The sequence below is a fragment of the Thermoflavimicrobium dichotomicum genome, from assembly GCF_900114055.1.
In the GTDB taxonomy this organism is placed as follows: domain Bacteria; phylum Bacillota; class Bacilli; order Thermoactinomycetales; family Thermoactinomycetaceae; genus Thermoflavimicrobium; species Thermoflavimicrobium dichotomicum.
This window is the reverse complement of record NZ_FORR01000006.1, coordinates 77,773-96,833: the sequence shown is the minus strand read 5'-3', so window position 1 is coordinate 96,833 and position 19,061 is coordinate 77,773. Positions and strand designations below refer to the sequence as shown.

Sequence of the window (19,061 nt, the reverse complement as noted above, 5' to 3'; positions counted from 1 at the left end):
AGATACGCTTCTTACTTCCTTATGTCAATGGTTTAACCAAAGAAATGGCAAAACGATCCCAATTCATATGTTCTCTCATTCGTTGATTCACTTCGTCGACCGTGAGCTGTTCCAACGCCGGAATCATTTGGAATAAGTCAATTCCATTAAAGCGGTATCCAGTAAATTGGTTGGCAATCCATTCAGGGTAATTGAGAGAACGAAGAGCGGAACCTATCCGTTTTTTGCGAATACGCTCAAAATCCTCGGCCGAAATCCCTTTTTCGATGAGCTTTGGTAATTCCGTTTGAATGCGGGACAGCAGGCGGTCTGGATCGGGCGTGTCTCCGCCAATCATCGAATGACCATATCCCTGTTCCAAAGAATAGTCAAACCCAAAATGTTCATCAATCAGTCCTTCATTGTATAAGGATTGATAGAGTTCGGATCCTGAACCAATCAGTGCTTCCAGACAAATTTTCGTCGCCAATTCCTGTTTGAGCATGCTGTCTCCTGTTTTACCGAGGTATTGCCGGCTTTCTTTAAAACCAAACATACATTTGGAAATCCCCACACTCAGTTTCATTTCTTTTTGCTTTTCTACAACCTCTTCGGGTTCTTCCTCAAAAAATCGAAGAATTTCCGCCTGCGGTTCGAAAGATTTGGCTGCCTGATTTTCCTTTACCAAGGCCATAATCTTTTCCGGGTCTACTGATCCAACCACAAACAACAGCATATTGCTTGGATGATAAAAAGTATGGTAGCAAGTATACAGCATTTCTTTGGTAATTTTCGAGATGGATTCAACGGTTCCAGCTATGTCTATTTTAACTGGATGTTTTTGATACATTGCTTCGATTAAGCCGAAATAAACGCGCCAATCCGGATTATCGTCATACATCCGAATCTCCTGTCCTATAATTCCCTTTTCTTTCTCAACATTTTCATCAGTAAAATAAGGGCTCTGTACGAAATCAAGCAAAGTGGTCAAGTTTTCTTCCACATGACTGGTACAGGAGAAGAGATAAGCCGTTCTGGTGAAGCTTGTAAAAGCGTTTGCTGATGCTCCCTGTCTGGAAAACTGCTGAAATACGTCTTCTCCTGATTCCTGTTCAAACATCTTGTGCTCCAAAAAATGGGCAATCCCATCAGGTACGGTTACTTTCTCTTTTCCTTTAACCTGAAAGGTGTTGTCAATCGAGCCATATTTGGTGGTGAAAGTGGCATACGTTTTGGCAAATCCTTCTTTCGGCAGAATATAAACTTCTAATCCATTGGGTAGTTTCTCATAATACAATCTTTCTTGAACTTGTTGATGTTCAATTTTTTGCATCTGGGTTTCCCCCTTGATCTCGCAGGAAATAAATCGTATCCAATTGCACCTTTTCAGCTACTTTTAGAATATCTTCTTTTTGCACCTGTTCAATTTGTTGCAGCAAATCCGGGAGTGTGCGTTCAACTCCGCTTAAAATGGAGTGGAAATGGAAGTTAATCAAATCATAGGGACGATCCTGTTGCTCCCTGAATTGGTTAGAAATGGTCGCTTTTGTCTGGCGAATTTCATTTTCGCTGATTTGTCCTGCTCGCATCGCTTCCAGCTGTTGCTTGATAATATCCACCGCTTTTTCATAATTTTCAATTTCAATCCCCGATTGAATGGTAAGTAATCCCTTATGGCTCTCTACGCTTGAAGAAGCATAATAAGCCAGGCTCGCTTTCTCGCGCACGTTGATGAATAATTTCGAATGAGGGAAGCCTCCCAAAATTCCGTTATACATCAGTAAAGCCGGATATTCAGGATCTTTCACTGAGATTTGCGTGCGACACCCCATGTTTAATTTTCCCTGTTTGACATCCAATCGATCGACCACTACCTTGACTTCACGGACCTGATGAACAACGTCAGAAACGTGAACCGACTCTCTCTCGGCAGAAACCAGCTCAGTTGGTAACAGTTGGCTGAGCATTTGTACAATTTCATCAGCGGATACATTTCCTACAATGTATACATCCATCGGACATGTCTTGAGTACCTCTTGATAATATGTATATAGATTTTGTGGATTGATCCCTGGCAAGTCTTCCAAGCGCCCATGATTAAATAACGCATACGGTTCATTCTTGCACATTTCCTCTATACTGCGCTGGGCAGCATAGCGAATCTTGTCATCCTGCAGACTCTCAATCTTTTGTTTGAGGATGGCTTTCTCCTGCTGGACATAGGCATCAACAAAGACTCCATTTTCTGTTGCCGGTTTCGTAAGGACTTCACATAAAAACGACAAGCCAGCATAAAGTAGGGAGTCTTTTTCTTGCAAATACTGTTCATTGGCAATTTCCAAACCAAATTGCATGATATGTCTTTCGCCACGTTTATATACATCCCCAAAAAGTATCGCTCCATATAAATCAGCCAGTTTCCTTTTCAGTTCCAATGTTGAAGGATATGAAGCAGTTCCACGTTGCAGCACATTGGGCAGCAATGCTGTTTTTGTTACTGTATCTGGGGATAATTGTTGTTGCAGCATTACGGATAAGGTCGTTGTTTTAAATTTTTTGCTTGCATACACATGAATGCGTATATTACCCATTGAAATCGTTTCAAATTGGGAGTATGTCACGTTGGCACCTCTCCTTCAAGGCATAGATATATTTTCCATTATAGATCAATCCGCACCCGTTGGAAATGATTTGTAACGCCTTTTTTAGTATATCCAAAAAGTTTTTTAAAAATCTAGCTCACTCGAAGCACGGATATTTATTTTTTACAGAATTATCTATTAATTATGCTTGAATAAAAAACCTTAGCTGTTATAGCTAAGGTTTTTTATTTTAACGGCTACCTTTTTCATAAGGTTTGCCAAGAGCAGCGGGAGAGACTGCACGTCCCACAAATCCAGCCAGTGCCAGAATCGTTAATATATAAGGGGCCATACTCAACACTTCACTGGGTACATACTTGACCAAACCAATCAATTGTCCCATGAGAGACAGGGCAACCGCAAAACCAAAGAAGGTGGCAGCTCCCAATGTGCCAAATGGTTTCCATTTACCAAAGATTAAAGCAGCCAAAGCAATAAACCCTTGTCCAGCTACTGTTCCCTGGTTAAATTCACTACCGATCGAAATAGACAAACAAGCACCACCAATGGCTGCCAATGCTCCACTGATGAGAACCGCTATATAACGCAATTGAATAACGCTTACTCCAGCTGTTTCTGCTGCATGTGGATGTTCTCCAACTGCACGAAGCCGCATGCCAAACGTTGTTTTATATAAAATGATATAACTGATGATCACAATAGCTATGGCAATATAGGTAAAAGCAGTCGCTTTGAATAATGATGGCCCTAATACCGGAATTTCACTCAAACCAGGAATTGATAATGCTTCAATCTTTTTTTGAACGGTTGGTGTTTGCCCTGAGTTATATAAATATTTGACCAGGTAGACTGACAAACCTAAAGCTAAAAAGTTGATCGCTACACCACTAACCACCTGATCTGCCTTAAACGTAATGGAAGCAATCGCATGAGGCAATGCCAGAACAATTCCTGCCAATATGGCAGCGAGAACCCCGATCCAGGGACTTCCCGTATTGATGGTTGTAACGGCTGCGGTAAATGCCCCAATGGTCATTAATCCTTCCAGTCCAATATTGACTACACCAGACCGTTCTGAAAATAACCCGCCCATTGCAGCCAAAATCAATGGTGTAGCATAAAGAACCGTCGTTTGCAATATATTGGTTAAAATATCAATCACGATTCTTTTGCCCTCCTCTTTGTCTTCACAACATCTAACAATTTACCAGATATATTGGCTGCCACAAAGAAAATAATGGCAGCAACAACGACACGAATTAATTCAGGAGGAACTTGTGCCATATGTTCCATATTTTGTGATCCGTAGGTTAAAACACCAAACAATAATGCGGAGAAAATGACACCAATCGGCGTATTTGCACCTAAAAGAGCTACAGCAATTCCGTCAAATCCGATTCCCGTAAATGCGGATTGAATCGCTATATATCCATGCGTCCCAAGTACTTCACCAGCTCCAGCCAAACCAGCGAAGAAACCACTGATTAACATGGAAACGATAATGTTTCTCTTTACATTCATGCCAGCATATTCTGCAGCATATGGATTGTAACCAACTGCCCGCAATTCGTATCCCAACTTCGTTCTCCACAGCAAATAGTACATGACAAAGGCCATTAACAATGCGATAACGATCCCCAAGTGAATACGGGAATGATCAAACATTTCGGATAAAAAGTCAACCCGCAATGAAGCATTGGGTGAAATTTTCGGTGTAGAATCAGCTCCACTTTCAGTTAACCAGTTACGAATTAACACATTGGATAAGTACAGAGCAATAAAGTTCATCATAATACAAATGATCACTTCATGCACACCGCGTACTGCTTTTAAAAATCCAGGCAGAAAGGCCCACAATGCTCCAGCGATTCCTCCTACCAGTACAGCCACAATCGCATGTAAACCAGGTGGCAGGTTTAACTTGATTCCAACAATGAGTGCAGACAATTGTGCTATGATCATTTGACCTTCTACACCAATGTTAAACAGTCCTGTTCGAAAAGCAATGGCTACCGATAATCCCGCCAAAATCAACGGAGTCGTTGTTCGAATCGTTTCCCCCAAATCAAATGCTTGAAACAAAGAGCCCTGGAAGAGTGCTTGATAAGCTGTAATGGCATTATAACCAGCCAATTGCATGGCAATGGCTCCTACAACAATTCCCAAAAAAATCGAAATCAATGCAGTAACGATAGTTGATTGCTTATTTAACTGAGACAACTTATTGCCCCTCCTTCTTTGCTCGACCAGCCATCAATAGCCCTAACTCTTCTTCGGTGGTTGTTTTTGGATCAACCCATCCAATGATTTTTCCTTCGTAAATGACAGCAATCCGATCACTTAATTTCAAGATTTCGTCTAATTCAAAGGAAACCAATAAAACCGCTTTTCCTTTGTCTCTGTGCTCAACAATCCGTCGATGAATAAATTCAATGGCTCCAACGTCCAAGCCCCGTGTTGGTTGAGCCGCAATCAGCAAGTCCGGATTCCGGTCGATTTCCCGGGCAATGATCGCTTTTTGCTGGTTTCCTCCTGATAAGGACCGAGCCAATGTTTCATGACTTGGTGTTCGAACATCGAATTCTTCAATCAGACGATTGGCATATTTGTTCACTTCATCATACTGAATCGTCCAACCTTTAGAGAATGGCGATTGATAGTAGTTCTGCAAAACCATATTTTCATTAATGCCAAAATCAAGCACAAGCCCACGTTTATGCCGATCTTCAGGAATATGTCCTACCCCTGCTTCCGTAATTCTCCGTGCTCTGGTACCTTTATCCGCCTTTAGATGAGCAACATTCTTTCCATTAAGTGAAATCTTTCCTTGTTTGATCGGCATCAGACCTGTAATGGCTTCGATCAGCTCAGATTGTCCATTACCATCTACACCAGCAATCCCTACGATCTCACCTGCTCGAACCTCCAGATCCAATCCATTGACGACTGGAACACCACGCTGATCTTCGACGACCAGATTTTTCACTTCCAGTACGGTTCTGGTGGGTTTCGCTTCCTCTTTGATAACTTCAAAAGATACTTCACGCCCCACCATTAGTGCTGCCAATTGGTTTTCGTTCGTATCCGCCACATTGACAGTATCAATCACTTTTCCACGCCGAATAATGGTGACACGATCACACACACTCATAATTTCTTTTAACTTATGTGTAATAAAAATAATCGTTTTTCCTTCTTTCACTAAATTGCGCATGATCGCCATCAGTTCATCAATTTCCTGTGGTGTCAAAACAGCGGTTGGCTCATCAAAAATGATGATCTCAGCCCCACGGTACAAGGTTTTCAGGATTTCCACTCTCTGCTGCATACCAACAGAGATATCTGCGATTTTGGCACGAGGGTTGACTTTTAATCCATATTGATCGGACAGTTTTTGGATTTCCTGTTCCGCTTTCTTATAATCGATAAATCCGCTAGAAGTACGTTCATCACCCAAGATAATATTCTCGGTAACCGTAAAGGGTTGTACCAACATAAAATGCTGATGAACCATGCCGATTCCCAGCTTGTTAGCCATTGTTGGCCCTGTGATGGTGACCTTTTTTTCATGGATGCGAATCTCGCCTTCATCAGGCTGGTATAAACCAAACAGGATATTCATTAACGTGGATTTTCCAGCTCCATTCTCCCCCAGTAAAGCATGGATTTCACCTTTCTTTACGGTGAGATGGATATTATCATTGGCTACAATACCGGGAAAACGCTTGGTAATCCCAATCATTTCAACCGCATTCACTCTATTCACCTCCAAACAAGTGAGCGAAAAAAAGGCTAGCAACGAGGCTAGCCTTTATTCTTTTTTCTTTATTATTTAAAGGAAGCTAACTCTGCTTCTGTTTTTGGTACCTTAATTTCGCCGTTAATGATTTTTTGTTTATACTCTTCGATTTTTTTCATGACATCGGGTTTCAGATGTTGGCTTTTTGCCAGATCAAGCGCATTTTCTTTAAAACCAAGTTGGACTTCCTTACCTGTTTCCAACTTTTTCTCTTTCAGGTCTTTGGTAATGTTGAAAATCGCTGTGTCTACACGTTTTACCATCGAAGTCAAAGTATGGTCAGGCGCCAGACCGGATTGATCCATATCCACACCAATCGCCCAGTATTTACCTTTATCACGTGTTTTTACTTCATCAAACAAACCTTTACCTACGCCACCAGCTGCATGGTAAATGACATCGATGCCACTGTTGTACATATTTTTTGCCAAAGAACGTCCTTTAGTTACATCATTAAAGCTTTCCGCATAAGCAACGGTTACTTGTGCTTTTGGATTTGCAGCCTTTACACCTGCTCTGAAACCGGATTCAAACTTTTTAATCAAAGGCGAGCTAATTCCACCAATAAAGCCAATTTTATTGGTTTTTGTTGTCAAGGCAGCTGCAACCCCAGCCAGGAAAGAACCTTCATGCTCCTTAAATGTAACAGCTACAACGTTTTTAGGAATTTTACCACCCAAATTACTGTCTACAATGCCAAAATGAACATTCGGGAATTGTTCAGCAACTTCAGGAATTACTTTTTCAAATTTAAATCCAGTAGCCCAAATGATGTCCCGCTTTTCACGGGCAAATTTGGTCAAGTTTGGAATGTAGTCATCATCCCGTTTGGATTCGAGAGGTTGAATGTCAACGCCCAACTCTTTTTGTGCTCTTTTGGCACCTTCCCAGGAAATTTGGTTAAATGACTGATCGTTCAAACCTCCCGTATCAGTAACCAGTCCCAATTTGAAGCCAGCAGCTTTGTCACCGCCACCCTCTGCTCCTTTCTGGCCTGAACATCCAACAGCCAAAACCAGAACAGAACTGAGCAAGAGTGAAAGCCATGCTCTCTTTTTCATCTGTCCATCCTCCTTAGTCATTGTGTTTGTTTTTAGCATGCCTTTGAAAGTACACACTATGTACACATGCATGCCGCTGGAGCCTGAATAATATTATACACACAATGAGTAAAAATTTGTTTGATAAAAATTTTCTCCTTTAATTTATACCATGCTGTTTTAAATTCCGCTACTACTTATTTTCATGTAATTGTTCCTTTTTCATGAACACTTCTCGCGGTTTGCTTCCCTCATACGGCCCCACAATTCCATTACTTTCCATCATATCAATCAAACGGGCCGCCCGAGCATAGCCGATTCTCAAACGGCGCTGTAATAGAGATACAGAAGCCATCTTTGCTTCCACAACCACCTGAACGGCTTGTGGATACAATTCATCTGTCACTTCCTGAACAGGCTGGGCTTCACTACTGGGGATCATTTTCTCATCATAAACCGGATCTTGCTGATCTTTGACAAATTGGACCACACTTTCAACTTCTTCATCGGATACATAAGCACCTTGCACACGAATCGGCTTGGATGCCCCTGTTGGCAAATAAAGCATGTCTCCTCGACCAAGCAGCTTTTCCGCTCCTCCCATATCCAAAATCGTACGGGAATCTGCTTGAGAAGAAACAGCAAAAGCAATCCGTGACGGAATGTTTGCTTTGATAATACCGGTAATCACATCAACGGAAGGCCGCTGGGTAGCAATAATGAGGTGAATCCCGGCTGCCCGTGCCATCTGTGCCAGGCGACAAATGGCATCTTCAACATCAGCAGGTGCCACCATCATTAAATCAGCCAACTCATCAATAATAACCACAATATAAGGCAGTCTGTCTTTGGGATCTTCCATGAGCTGATTATAACGTTCGATCTCACGTGCTCCACTCTTTGCAAAAAGTTCGTAGCGCCGTTCCATTTCTGTTACGACCTTTTTCAAAGCAATCGCCGCTTTTCGCGAATCAGTGACCACAGGAGCCAGCAAGTGAGGAATTCCATTATATATATTGAGCTCCACCATTTTGGGATCAATCATCATTAATTTCACTTCATTCGGCTTCGCCTTATACAATAAACTCAAAATAATGCCATTGATACATACACTCTTACCGGAGCCCGTTGCACCAGCAACAAGCAAATGTGGCATTTTGGCCAAATTCCCAATGACCGGTTTTCCGGTTATATCTTTCCCGATTGAAATACTTAATTGTGGCCATTTGTCAAACTGTGCGCTTTCCAATACATCTCTTAACCCGACGACAGCAATTTCGGGATTGGGAACTTCAATCCCGATCGCCGATTTTCCAGGTATGGGTGCTTCAATCCGGATATCTTTAGCCGCCAATGCCAAAGCAAGATCGTCAGACAAATTGACAATTCTGCTCACTTTCACTCCCACTTGCGGCTGAATTTCATATCGTGTAACGGTAGGTCCACGATGAATATGTATCACTTTGGCTTCTACTCCAAAGCTGGCCAATGTATTTTCCAGCAGTTGGGCATTCGCGCTTAGATCCTGCCGATCGCCACTGTTACCTTTTTTCATTTTCTGCAAAAGTGAATAGGACGGCAATCGGTAATTTTTCATATCCATTTCGGTTTGAGCCTCTACTTCAACTTTTTCTTCTTTCTTCTCTTCCATTACGGATGGATTTTTAGCCGAAACCGGCTGAGGATCCAAAGGCAAAGAAAGTTGTTCAGGTTGAGAGACCTCTTTATTTTCAGGGAGAAACTCATCTTGAAAGTCAGAAATGGTTGGAGGATCATCTTCCAATACATTGTCTTTCAGATCAGGAAAAGGTACCGGTTTCTTCTTGTGTAACGCTTTTTTGGGCGATTTCGATGAGATTCCCAGGTATTTTTTTTGTAACAAAGTTGCCATCCAATTCTTCGCACTTTTCTTTTGCATATTTAACCATTTCTTCATTCTTTGAAATAGCCAGACATATGAAAATCCAGTAATCAGCAAAATTCCTGTTAAAACCAACACAAGAATGACAATCATGGTACCTACATCATCAAACAAAAAGTGGGCCAAATCATAAATGATTGCACCAATCATGCCTCCCCCGACATCCTGTGCGGCTTCTGTCGTTCGCTCTTTCAACAAGATCTCCCATGTTGTATCCACGACGGCAAAAACCGAATCCGTACGTGTCAGTCCGTTTGCTTCCAGCTTCTTAATGGTGAAATAGTGATTGAGGACCAGCATGGCGATCAAAATATTTAATACACCTGTTAGTCGTGGTGACCAACCTGTCGGCCACTTTCGTCTGATCATAACAAAAATGGCCACGGCCATTGCACATAAAGGAATAATAAAATCCCATGAACCAACAATAAATCGGGATAAATAGGTCAAATTACGCCCAATCGCTCCATAACTTGCCAGGGCAATGAAAGATAGGGCCAATAAAATCAAGCCATAAATCTCAAATAAAATTTCTTTTTTGATTTTTTCCTGGCGAGCTGGCTGTTTTTTCTTTCTAGGCATTCTACCACCTTCTCTTTTTACCAATCCATACCTTTCATTATAGCACGGATATGCTCGCCATTAGACAAAACCCTTCTAAATTTTTGGAATCCATTGGATTGAGTTTCCAGGCTGAAATCTGGGATCCAAATAATGTTGCGGATTACCGCTTAAGAGTCTGACAATTTTGGCTGATCCAGTCTGATCAATGTGCACTAACATCTGTACCCCATCAACGACAATTTCCTGGTGGACAGATGAAAGTGCATAAGGATCCTGAAAAATGAGTTCGGCAGGCAACGGTGAGTAATGGATCATTGCAACAGCTCCCCTTTTTTCGTATTAATCAAGCGATTTAACTCCGTTAATGCATCCGAAATTCCACCCACCCGATCAATTAAACCGATCTTCACGGCATCCCTTCCTACTACGTTGGTTCCAATATCCCTTGCCAACTCACCTGTGCGAAACATCAGCTCACGCAGTTTTTCTTCGGTTACTTTGGAATGCTTGGAAATAAAACGAATGACCCGATCCTGCATCTTCTCCAGATATTCAAAGGTCTGAGGCACACCGATCACCAGTCCGTTTAAACGAATGGGATGGATGGTCATGGTTGCCGTTTCAGCTATGAATGAAATATCAGCAGCTACGGCAATCGGTACACCAATGCTATGCCCTCCTCCCAAAACAATGGAAACGGTTGGTTTACTCATCGTTGCAATCATTTCTGCAATCGCCAGACCCGCTTCGACATCTCCACCGACTGTATTGAGAATAATCACTACCCCTTCGATGTTCGGATTTTGTTCAGCTGCTACAATCTGTGGGATCACGTGCTCATACTTGGTGGTTTTGTTTTGCGGTGGCATCACCAGATGACCTTCAACCTGTCCAATGACAGGCAAGCAAAAAATATTCGATTCCAATGTTGGGACATTGGTTTGTCCAAGTTGTTGAAGTGATTGCATCACATTTTTTTTCTTCGCTTCTTCGACTGCCGGGGTTTGTTCATTTTGTTGTTGGTTCATGAATCTCGTCTCCTTTGAATCAAGCTTGTTGATAGTATGCTCATAATCATTTTCAGTTATTGACCCAATTCCTGAACAACGGAAGAAATGTATCCATATCTTCAGGATTGGCTCATATATTATTCCTTCATTCCACATCATAAATTTTATTTTTTTGGTAAAAAATAACGGATAAGATGAGGAATGGAGGAATCAACCATGCGAACATTTACGATGATCGGTAATTGGACCCAGACACCCTTGTTGGAACGTTTCGCTTCTGGGATGAGAAACAAAATGGAGGAAAATGGATACCGATTTGAAGCTGAACCCAAATCGGATATTCAGTTGGTTTTTAACTTTGTGGATCCCCAGCAGCCACAATATTTTCGAAGAAACGGAAAAGGAACGTTTGTACTCACCATAGCAGAAAGCAATCTCACTACTGATAACATCCTGTATACGGCTTATCCCATTCTAGTTCGTTCACTAGGGAATATGATGATTTATATAGACCGCTCATCAGTGCCTCATCACACTTATTTCATTACATTGGAGCAAGGCTGTTATCCTACTTCGAGCAATGAGGCAGATCCCAATTATTTTGATGAAGTATTTTCCCGGATCGAACCTTTGGCTACAGCTCAATTGGTGATCGATAATAAGTTTATTGCTGATTTGCCTCAGGACTTGTGGAGTGGAGACCATATCACCCAAAGCTTGCATAATGCAGGCAAAATGCTGGATCAGATGAATTTGCTTCCCACTCCTTTTCCCATTGACCAACTTCTTTCTCCCAAAGAACTTCGTCATATCAAGCGGCTTTATGGTATTGGCGGACTGAGCTATGGCAACCTAAGTGCCCGAAAAGAAGGAAACCATTTTTGGATGAGTGCAAGCGGTGTAAACAAGTCTTCTTTAAAAGAAATTGGACGAGATATTTTGTATATCAGGGGATTTAACGAAAAAGACCTGGCAATGGAAATCAGTATACCACCCCATGTCAGTCCACGCAGAGCCTCTGTCGATGCCATTGAGCACTGGATGATCTACAACGAACATCCAGAGGTAGGAGCTATTGTACACATCCATGCCTGGATGGATGGTGTCCCATCGACAGAAATTAACTATCCTTGTGGAACCGTTCAATTGGCAGAAGCTGTTGCCGAGCAGATTCGCAAGGCAGAAGATCCTTCCCGTGCCGTTGTCGGTCTCAAAAATCACGGGCTGACCATTACAGGTCGTAATCTTGAAGATATATTTGAACGAATTGAAGGACGCATCCTGCCACAAGTACCCATGTCATAAAGAGGGAAAACGATGCAAAAGCAAATTGTTCTCTTAACAGGAGCCTCCAGTGGGATTGGTGAACGAATCGCTCATCACCTGGTACAAACCAACCAATATTTTCCGATCCTGATCGCCCGCAATCAATCGAAACTGAAATCGCTACAAAAAGAAATCGTTCAATGCGATTATTTCGCCTGTGATGTCACCAATTCCCAACAAATCCAATCCATGATCACTCAAATTCTCTCGAAATATGGACAAATCGATGTGCTGATCAATAATGCCGGATATGGAACCTTTGGAGGAGTCTTGGACACTTCGCCCGACGACTTCAGGGGTATGATGGAAACCAACTATCTCGGTGCCATCCGTCTGGTCCAAGCAGTCTTGCCATCCATGTTACAGCGCGGGAACGGTAAAATCATTAACATCGCCTCGATTGCCGGACTCACTGGAGTACCCAATTTAACTGGATACTCCGCTTCCAAATTTGCATTGATCGGATTTTCTGAGTCCCTTCAGCTTGAATTTTCTCCACAAATTCAAGTGGGAGTTTTGTGTCCAGGACCTGTACAAACTCCTTTTTTCAAGGGGAAAGAAGCTACCACTCTTTTCCCTCCCCTCATCGCTCGACAACTGATAGATGCTGACACCGTTGCTCGGGAAACCGTGAAACTGATCAAACGACCGCGGATCAAAATCATCCCATCCGGCATGTATTGGATGATGCTTGCCAAAAGGTTGGCTCCTGGCCTTTATTCCAAAATGACCAAGAAAATCTATGATGCCTTCTTCCATAATGAAAAGCAGTCACAAAGCCATTCCATAACGGAATCCACATAAAAAAGAGAGTGGGTTAGGATCTCTCCAAACCACTCTCTTTTTTCAATGCCTGCAACCATTGCTTTAACTTTTTCCGAACCACTTGCTCTTCTTCTGATACAGTTATTCGCCGATATGTACCCATCACAAACAGAAAAACAATAAACAGCACATCAAAACCAACAATCGCCCATCTGATCCATTCTTTTAGCTCCATTCGCTTCACTCCCAGTCGGCCCGATTCAAAATTATCTTGTGCTGTTTTTCCTATCTTCATGCACGCTCAAATCCAATAAAAAAAGTTGCTGACCTATTGATCAGCAACTTTCCATGTGATCCAACCATTTGCCTCTATGATGCGAAGAAACTGAACCAGTCGTGGCAGTACAGGTTCCGCTTCCTCGCCAAACTGGCTGGATATCTTTTCTTCTATATCTTTCACACGATGTTTTCCATCACAATGAGCAATCACAAAACTGCCCAACCGGTCTAAACGAACCCGAATATGAGTGGGTTGCTTCAAATAACGAATCGAAAAACGTTCGATCCAACTTGTGCGTGGAATGACGACCTGCAAAAGTTCAGTCTCTTCCCCGATGGGTTCCAACTGATACATCGACTTTAGCAGGGGCCTTTTCTCCATTAAGTTTTCTTGTGTTTTTTTCCGGCGAAAAGTCAATGGCATGACTTTTTATCCTTCCTGCTTTTTATTGGCAAACTTAACGGAAACCCACCACAAGAGGGCAGCCAATCCCATAAAGAGTGCAAATGGGAGCAACATGCTCTCTACTTTGGTTGGAGCATCCGGATTCACAATACCCGGTACAATCAAAAGCGCGACAATGACACTGACCAACGCTTCACCAGCGATCAAACCGGAAGCAAACAACGTGCCTGTTTCTTCACGCATCTGTCTGGTCTTGTCATCTTTCGCCATTTTCTCAACCAACCAGCGGATTGCACCACCGATCATAATTGGCACACTGGTTGCCAGTGGCAAGTAGAAACCGACAGCCACAGTTAACGAGTTCAAACCTAAAAATTCGATCGTAATAGCCAATGCTGCACCGATGAAAATAAGATCCCATGGTAAATTACCAGCCATAAGTCCTTCCACGATCATTTTCATCAAAACGGCTTTCGGTGCAGGCAAAGCATCACTGCCCAGTTTATAAGCCTGATCAAACAATACCAAGACAAAACCAATGGTTAAGCCGCTCGCCACAACTCCGATCATCATGGCTACTTGCTGTTTCCATGGCGTTGCACCTACTAAATATCCTGTTTTCAAGTCTTGGGAAATGTCCCCGGCAATAGCCAAAGCCATACATACAATCGCTGCTGTAATCAATGCTGTGGCCATTCCCTGTGTTCCAGTCATTCCCAATGCTTTATAGATAACGGTCACGATAATCAATGTAGCAATCGTCATACCAGATACAGGAAGCGAAGAACTTCCTACAATTCCCACAATACGAGAAGCTACCGCAACAAACAGGAAACCAAAAACAGCAATCGAAATAGCTCCGACAATTCCAATATGGGTCATCGGACTAAAAGCAATGACCAAAATCACAGCCAGAATTCCAAACACTAACCATTTGCCAGAAATATCCTGATCTGTACGTTCCAAAGTTTGTACGCCTGCGCCTTTTCTTTTTAAACCTGTCAAGGTATCGCGCAAAGAAGTAAATAACATGGGAAGAGTTTTAATCAAGGTGATTAATCCACCTGTTGCTACTGCTCCTGCACCGATATAACGGATATAGTTGGCGTAAATTTCTCCCGCTCCCAAGTGACCAATCACATCTTTAGCGGGGAAGATGGTTGCAGTGTTACCTGCTCCAAAGAAACTGATCAATGGTACAAATACGAGTGAAGCCAACAATCCACCCGCAATCATTTGCCCGGCAATACGGGGACCAATAATGTAACCAACGCCAAGCATCGCTGGCATAACATCCATTCCGATCATGGCATTCTTCAGGCCGGCGACTTTGGCCTCCACAGAGGTTTTGAACAGCTTGAATCCATCTCCAAGCCCTTTGAACAAACCACCTACAATAAATCCTGAAAAAATCATCCGAGCATTGTTACCACCCGTTTCCCCTGATTTTAACACCTCAGCACAAGCCGTTCCTTCAGGGTATGGCAGCGTTTCATGCTCATTTACAATCAATAAGCGGCGGAGTGGAATCATCATGAGTGTCCCCATAATTCCACCAGTGATCGCAATAAAGATAGTGAGTGCCTGGCTCGGTTTCAAATCCCACAAAAACAGGGCAGGGATTGTAAAGATCGCTCCTGCTGCTACTGCCTCACCGGCAGTCGTCATCGTTTGTACAATATTATTTTCCAAAATCGATTTACGACGGAAAAGCCCGCGTAAGATCGCCATGGAGATAACCGCAGCCGGTATGGAAGCACTTACAGTCATCCCTACTTTTAATCCGAGATAAGCATTGGCAGCTCCGAAAACGATCGCCAAAATGATTCCAAAGATAATTGCAATAGCTGTCAATTCCGGTAAGGACTGTGACGCAGAAATATAAGGGACAAATTTTCCCGGAGTTGACGCTTGCATCTCTTGAGTTTTTCGTGCAGCTTTCAACTTCTCATCCTTCCTTTCTTTTTTACAGCAAATTGCATTGAAATTTATGAAATTTTAGGGTTCAAAAGAGTTGGCCGCTGATCCCTCATTTTTTACATATACTGTTCCATCTCTTTACAAAAGTCATACCATCTTCGGCGGCCAGGTCATGGAACGATATGTAGCTGTCATTCACGAGGAAATCAGATCCAATTACTCCCTCCAATTGGTAATAACAATGCATAACATGTTTTATATATTATATAAATTACCAATAAAAATCAATAAAAATATATTGTATATATTAATTTCCAAGTAAAAATATGCAAAAAATTGTTCAAGTATCTCCGATCCATCCAGATGAAATGATATATTTATCCAGTTCCGAGCCAAATCCTCTTTCATATAATACGATAAATCTGTTTGGACAGGAGGGCCAAGTATGAGTAAATGGAGATATATTCCATCCCATCAGTTAAATCGACAACATACAGGAAAACCAACCAAACTTCTCTTGAAAAATGGGAAAGTGATTTATGGAACCATCAAAGAAATACGTAAAAACGGAATCATCTTTTTGCCCATCAACAACCAGTCTAGGAAAAAGAAAAATATGCAATCTACACTTATTTTTTTCCCCATCTTTATTCCTATCGGTTTCTTTATCCCCTTTATTATTTTTTAGGTCTTTGCGCCTTTTTTCAGATAAAATATCAAATCCAGCCATGATGAGCTGGATTTTTTAGTGTTCGGCTTCCATCAAACTTTGGAAGTTAGCTACAGCAAGCTGATGCTTTATTTTGATCTTTTTTCTTAATGAGAACAGCACCTTTATCGTCTATTTTATATTCAATTCCATTAACCCCTGCAGAGAAAGAGTTAGTGAAGAAAAATCCGGGCGTTGCTGCAAAAGTTTACATTTGTCGTGAAATTGCCTGGGATATTACTGCAAGCAGATATGGTCAGGACATAATGACTGGCGGGACGCTTTCCGTCATGCGCTGTGGAGTGCGGTGATGTCAAGAGATGTCGGGCAAAGTTGGTCTAAATTATATGGAGATGCTCATGAAACCGCACCTCACCAACCCAAAGCTGAAAAAGATATGGATCTTTACAATAATGCAAAAGGAAGAGCTTTGACTTCTTTAGGAAGTGATGTAAGTAATACTTATCTTGCAAATAAATGCAAAAGCCTGATAGATACTCATAAATTAAAACGACTGGTACCTCGTCCGGGCTGGACACCGTAAGATTTTAAAATGGGCTGATTCAAAAGGTTAAGAGTCAGCCCATTTTTTAAAAACATATAAGCCACAACCTAGATATATCAAGAGGTTTGCGGTGCCTGATCGATTAGCACTTTACTTTGAATATTCTCTCTCCTATATATCCTCTATGGATCCATGCAAGTAAACCATAACTCCACTTTCCATTACTGTGATATTTCTACAATCCTCAAACCTGCCGTGTTACGTGTTGATTGAATCTGATTGATCTGTGCTAGGCTTAGAACTGCAGGTACAAATACAAAAGAAGACATTTGATCATTAAAAGGAGAAGGTAGGCTCGAAACTGCCCGCTGGCCATAAAAAACGCGTCTGGCTCCTTGATAACCGACATGTTGCCACAGGACAAGGGTTAATTGAGAGGGATTGTTAGCATTAAACATTCTGAAGCTGGAAAGCCGATCATTGAAATCAAAAGCTCTTATGTCTGATACTGCTACTCCGCGATTTTCAAATACAATCCGTCTCCCGGAGAAATTAACATCCTGAAAGAGTTGAAGCCGAACGCCCAACTGATGAAGCCTCGCCTTATTCGAACTGGAACTTTCATAAATTTCATTCATTGAACCTGTCCTTCTTTTTGCATGAGGGCTTTCTGTCATAGCTGAAGATTCATGAAAATAACGGTAGGAACTTGATTCCATATGCATGACTCCTCTCCCACTTTTATTGTGATCCCAGGAGTCAATATATGCTCTTTGGGTACTAGTGTGTTAGGCAAAAAAAACACTTATCCCGTAAAAAGCCCGTTTTTCTTATCAACAAGTCCGATTTACCTCAAACATTCCCATGTTTCAGGTTTTGTCATTTTCCCTTATCAAATATTTTTTCAGTTTTCGAACGGCTGTTGGTTGGCTGATACCCAAATGCTTGGCTAGTTCAATCGTTGTCTTACATTTGGCATAAGCTTGTTTAATCATTTCTTTCTCAAACTCTTCCACCATTTCAGGCAATGTTTTTCCTTTAACGGACATAAGAGTATTGATCCCTGAGATAGCTTCTGGCAAATGGTGTACTTCAATGACGGGTTCCTCAACCGTCAGGATTAAACGCTCAACCATGTTTTCCAGTTCACGGACATTTCCAGGCCAGTTGTACTGTAACATTTTTTCTATTGCCAGTGGATGAAATTTTTTCTTTACTTGATACATGGCGTTAAATCGTTGGGTAAATTCTTGTATCATGAGGAAAATGTCTTGAGGCCTTTCCCGTAATGAAGGAATATGGATCGGCACAACTGCCAGCCGGAAATATAAATCATGCCGAAATTTTCCTTCTTTTACCTTTTCCTCCAAATTGACATTGGTGGCAGTAATTAAACGAAAATCCACCTGGCGCGGTTTGGTTCCACCTACCCGGTAAAACTTTTTTTCCTGGATTAAAGTGAGCAGTTTTACTTGCAAATTGATCGGCAACTCGCCAATCTCATCTAAAAATAGCGTTCCACCTTCAGCCTCTTCAATCAATCCTTTTTTTCCTTGTTGCTTGGCTCCCGAGAATGAGCCTGGTTCATAGCCAAACAATTCCGATTCCAACAACGCTTCAGGAATACTTCCACAGTTAATTTCCACCAGTGGTTTTTGACTGCGTTTACTATGCTGATGTATATAGCGAGCAATGAGACTTTTTCCAACTCCTGATTGCCCGGTTAACAAAATGTTGACATCATATTGTGCCATTTTTTTAGCTGTTTGGAGCACTTTTTTCATATTGTCATGTGCTACGATCACTCCATCCTGTATATGATGACGCTTCAGTTCATCAAGCTCCATCTTTACTTCTTTTATTTCTTCTTCCAATTTCTGAGCATACTCTTTCAAGTGAAACAGTTCTGTAACATCATAGGAAAAACTGACCACCCATTTTATATTTTGTTGGTCATCAAAAACAGGATTGGCAACCACCAACACCTTGGTTCCAAGCTTCGTTTCCTGAATCAGGGTTTGTTTTTTCTTTTCTTCAATAACTTTTCGGGTAATCGAAGGGCTAAAAATTTTCTGTTTCTCCAAATCGTAAACGGACTTTCCGATTAAATCCTGTGGGGGAATCGAATAAACCATTTCAATTGCTTTATTGGCATAAACAATCATGCCATTGTCATCGGTAATGACGATGTCGTTGGGAATGGCATCCAGTATTTCTACTAAATCGAACATGTTT

The 19,061-nt window shown here is 41.8% G+C and carries 18 protein-coding genes; 4 read left to right on the top strand and 14 right to left on the bottom strand.

What is annotated here, in order from left to right; all coding sequences use genetic code 11:
* Positions 1-19: 19 nt before the first annotated feature.
* The 9 genes from yfmH to BMZ78_RS08135 all read right to left on the bottom strand — a co-directional run bounded on the left by yfmH (position 20) and on the right by BMZ78_RS08135 (position 10,934).
* Positions 20-1,312 carry an EF-P 5-aminopentanol modification-associated protein YfmH gene (gene yfmH, locus BMZ78_RS08175; protein WP_093229450.1) on the bottom strand — a complete coding sequence of 431 codons (1,293 nt, stop codon included), beginning with the start codon at positions 1,310-1,312 and terminating at the stop codon, positions 20-22.
* A complete protein-coding gene (gene yfmF / locus BMZ78_RS08170) occupies positions 1,299-2,600 on the bottom strand; it encodes an EF-P 5-aminopentanol modification-associated protein YfmF (RefSeq protein WP_245739788.1) in 1,302 nt (433 codons plus the stop codon). Before yfmF ends, yfmH begins: the two co-directional genes overlap by 14 nt.
* A 211-nt stretch (positions 2,601-2,811) precedes the next feature.
* On the bottom strand, positions 2,812-3,744 hold the full coding sequence (locus BMZ78_RS08165; protein ID WP_175482364.1) for an ABC transporter permease: 933 nt from the start codon (positions 3,742-3,744) through the stop codon (positions 2,812-2,814).
* Entirely contained in the window at positions 3,741-4,802 is a 1,062-nt protein-coding gene (locus BMZ78_RS08160) for an ABC transporter permease (protein ID WP_245739787.1), read from the bottom strand. The genes BMZ78_RS08165 and BMZ78_RS08160 overlap by 4 nt, the downstream gene beginning before the upstream one ends.
* A gap of 1 nt (position 4,803) precedes the next feature.
* Entirely contained in the window at positions 4,804-6,324 is a 1,521-nt protein-coding gene (locus BMZ78_RS08155) for an ABC transporter ATP-binding protein (protein ID WP_093229547.1), read from the bottom strand.
* A gap of 86 nt (positions 6,325-6,410) precedes the next feature.
* Positions 6,411-7,442 carry a BMP family lipoprotein gene (locus tag BMZ78_RS08150; protein ID WP_093229446.1) on the bottom strand — a complete coding sequence of 344 codons (1,032 nt, stop codon included), beginning with the start codon at positions 7,440-7,442 and terminating at the stop codon, positions 6,411-6,413.
* A gap of 172 nt (positions 7,443-7,614) precedes the next feature.
* Positions 7,615-9,924: an FtsK/SpoIIIE family DNA translocase gene (locus tag BMZ78_RS08145; protein ID WP_093229445.1), complete on the bottom strand. Its 2,310-nt coding sequence runs from the start codon at positions 9,922-9,924 to the stop codon at positions 7,615-7,617.
* Positions 9,925-9,999: 75 nt separating this feature from the next.
* Positions 10,000-10,221 carry a YlzJ-like family protein gene (locus tag BMZ78_RS08140; protein WP_093229443.1) on the bottom strand — a complete coding sequence of 74 codons (222 nt, stop codon included), beginning with the start codon at positions 10,219-10,221 and terminating at the stop codon, positions 10,000-10,002.
* Positions 10,218-10,934, bottom strand: a complete 717-nt coding sequence (locus tag BMZ78_RS08135) for a ClpP family protease (protein WP_093229441.1) — start codon at positions 10,932-10,934, stop codon at positions 10,218-10,220. Before BMZ78_RS08135 ends, BMZ78_RS08140 begins: the two co-directional genes overlap by 4 nt.
* A 198-nt stretch (positions 10,935-11,132) precedes the next feature.
* On the opposite strand from BMZ78_RS08135, the gene BMZ78_RS08130 reads away from it, so the two are divergent.
* On the top strand, positions 11,133-12,221 hold the full coding sequence (locus BMZ78_RS08130; RefSeq protein WP_093229440.1) for a class II aldolase/adducin family protein: 1,089 nt from the start codon (positions 11,133-11,135) through the stop codon (positions 12,219-12,221).
* 12 nt (positions 12,222-12,233) lie between these two features.
* A complete protein-coding gene (locus tag BMZ78_RS08125) occupies positions 12,234-13,046 on the top strand; it encodes an SDR family NAD(P)-dependent oxidoreductase (protein ID WP_093229439.1) in 813 nt (270 codons plus the stop codon).
* 13 nt (positions 13,047-13,059) lie between these two features.
* Here BMZ78_RS08125 and BMZ78_RS08120 read toward each other — a convergent pair whose 3' ends face one another.
* From BMZ78_RS08120 to BMZ78_RS08110, 3 genes are read right to left on the bottom strand one after another with little or no spacing between them, the layout of a single operon-like run.
* Positions 13,060-13,302 carry a hypothetical protein gene (locus tag BMZ78_RS08120; protein WP_093229438.1) on the bottom strand — a complete coding sequence of 81 codons (243 nt, stop codon included), beginning with the start codon at positions 13,300-13,302 and terminating at the stop codon, positions 13,060-13,062.
* A gap of 33 nt (positions 13,303-13,335) precedes the next feature.
* A complete protein-coding gene (locus BMZ78_RS08115; protein WP_093229437.1) occupies positions 13,336-13,710 on the bottom strand; it encodes a PqqD family protein in 375 nt (124 codons plus the stop codon).
* 6 nt (positions 13,711-13,716) lie between these two features.
* The gene (locus BMZ78_RS08110; protein ID WP_093229546.1) at positions 13,717-15,609 is read right to left on the bottom strand and encodes an OPT family oligopeptide transporter; all 1,893 of its coding nucleotides are present in this window, start codon (positions 15,607-15,609) and stop codon (positions 13,717-13,719) included.
* A 448-nt stretch (positions 15,610-16,057) separates the two neighbouring features.
* Here BMZ78_RS08110 and BMZ78_RS08105 point away from each other — a divergent pair, with 448 nt between their 5' ends.
* On the top strand, positions 16,058-16,300 hold the full coding sequence (locus BMZ78_RS08105) for a hypothetical protein (protein ID WP_093229436.1): 243 nt from the start codon (positions 16,058-16,060) through the stop codon (positions 16,298-16,300).
* A 250-nt stretch (positions 16,301-16,550) separates the two neighbouring features.
* Positions 16,551-16,865, top strand: coding sequence for a DUF6973 domain-containing protein (locus BMZ78_RS08100; protein ID WP_425263922.1), 315 nt, complete (start codon positions 16,551-16,553; stop codon positions 16,863-16,865).
* A 182-nt stretch (positions 16,866-17,047) separates the two neighbouring features.
* Here the strand turns inward: BMZ78_RS08100 and BMZ78_RS08095 are convergent, their stop codons facing one another.
* Both BMZ78_RS08095 and BMZ78_RS08090 read right to left on the bottom strand, forming a co-directional pair.
* The gene (locus BMZ78_RS08095; RefSeq protein ID WP_093229432.1) at positions 17,048-17,545 is read right to left on the bottom strand and encodes a hypothetical protein; all 498 of its coding nucleotides are present in this window, start codon (positions 17,543-17,545) and stop codon (positions 17,048-17,050) included.
* Positions 17,546-17,695: 150 nt separating this feature from the next.
* Positions 17,696-19,057, bottom strand: a complete 1,362-nt coding sequence (locus tag BMZ78_RS08090) for a sigma-54 interaction domain-containing protein (protein ID WP_245739786.1) — start codon at positions 19,055-19,057, stop codon at positions 17,696-17,698.
* Between the last annotated feature and the right edge of the window lie 4 nt (positions 19,058-19,061).

What these genes read in the sequence shown, in the direction of transcription:
- yfmH (WP_093229450.1), bottom strand. Translation starts at nt 1,312, where the DNA reads ATGCAAAAAATTGAACATCAACAAGTTCAAGAAAGATTGTATTATGAG.
- BMZ78_RS08155 (WP_093229547.1), bottom strand. Translation starts at nt 6,324, where the DNA reads ATGATTGGGATTACCAAGCGTTTTCCCGGTATTGTAGCCAATGATAAT.
- BMZ78_RS08150 (WP_093229446.1), bottom strand. Translation starts at nt 7,442, where the DNA reads ATGAAAAAGAGAGCATGGCTTTCACTCTTGCTCAGTTCTGTTCTGGTT.
- BMZ78_RS08145 (WP_093229445.1), bottom strand. Translation starts at nt 9,924, where the DNA reads ATGCCTAGAAAGAAAAAACAGCCAGCTCGCCAGGAAAAAATCAAAAAA.
- BMZ78_RS08140 (WP_093229443.1), bottom strand. Translation starts at nt 10,221, where the DNA reads ATGATCCATTACTCACCGTTGCCTGCCGAACTCATTTTTCAGGATCCT.
- BMZ78_RS08135 (WP_093229441.1), bottom strand. Translation starts at nt 10,934, where the DNA reads ATGAACCAACAACAAAATGAACAAACCCCGGCAGTCGAAGAAGCGAAG.
- BMZ78_RS08130 (WP_093229440.1), top strand. Translation starts at nt 11,133, where the DNA reads ATGCGAACATTTACGATGATCGGTAATTGGACCCAGACACCCTTGTTG.
- BMZ78_RS08125 (WP_093229439.1), top strand. Translation starts at nt 12,234, where the DNA reads ATGCAAAAGCAAATTGTTCTCTTAACAGGAGCCTCCAGTGGGATTGGT.
- BMZ78_RS08120 (WP_093229438.1), bottom strand. Translation starts at nt 13,302, where the DNA reads ATGAAGATAGGAAAAACAGCACAAGATAATTTTGAATCGGGCCGACTG.
- BMZ78_RS08115 (WP_093229437.1), bottom strand. Translation starts at nt 13,710, where the DNA reads ATGCCATTGACTTTTCGCCGGAAAAAAACACAAGAAAACTTAATGGAG.
- BMZ78_RS08110 (WP_093229546.1), bottom strand. Translation starts at nt 15,609, where the DNA reads ATGCAAGCGTCAACTCCGGGAAAATTTGTCCCTTATATTTCTGCGTCA.
- BMZ78_RS08105 (WP_093229436.1), top strand. Translation starts at nt 16,058, where the DNA reads ATGAGTAAATGGAGATATATTCCATCCCATCAGTTAAATCGACAACAT.
- BMZ78_RS08095 (WP_093229432.1), bottom strand. Translation starts at nt 17,545, where the DNA reads ATGGAATCAAGTTCCTACCGTTATTTTCATGAATCTTCAGCTATGACA.
- BMZ78_RS08090 (WP_245739786.1), bottom strand. Translation starts at nt 19,057, where the DNA reads ATGTTCGATTTAGTAGAAATACTGGATGCCATTCCCAACGACATCGTC.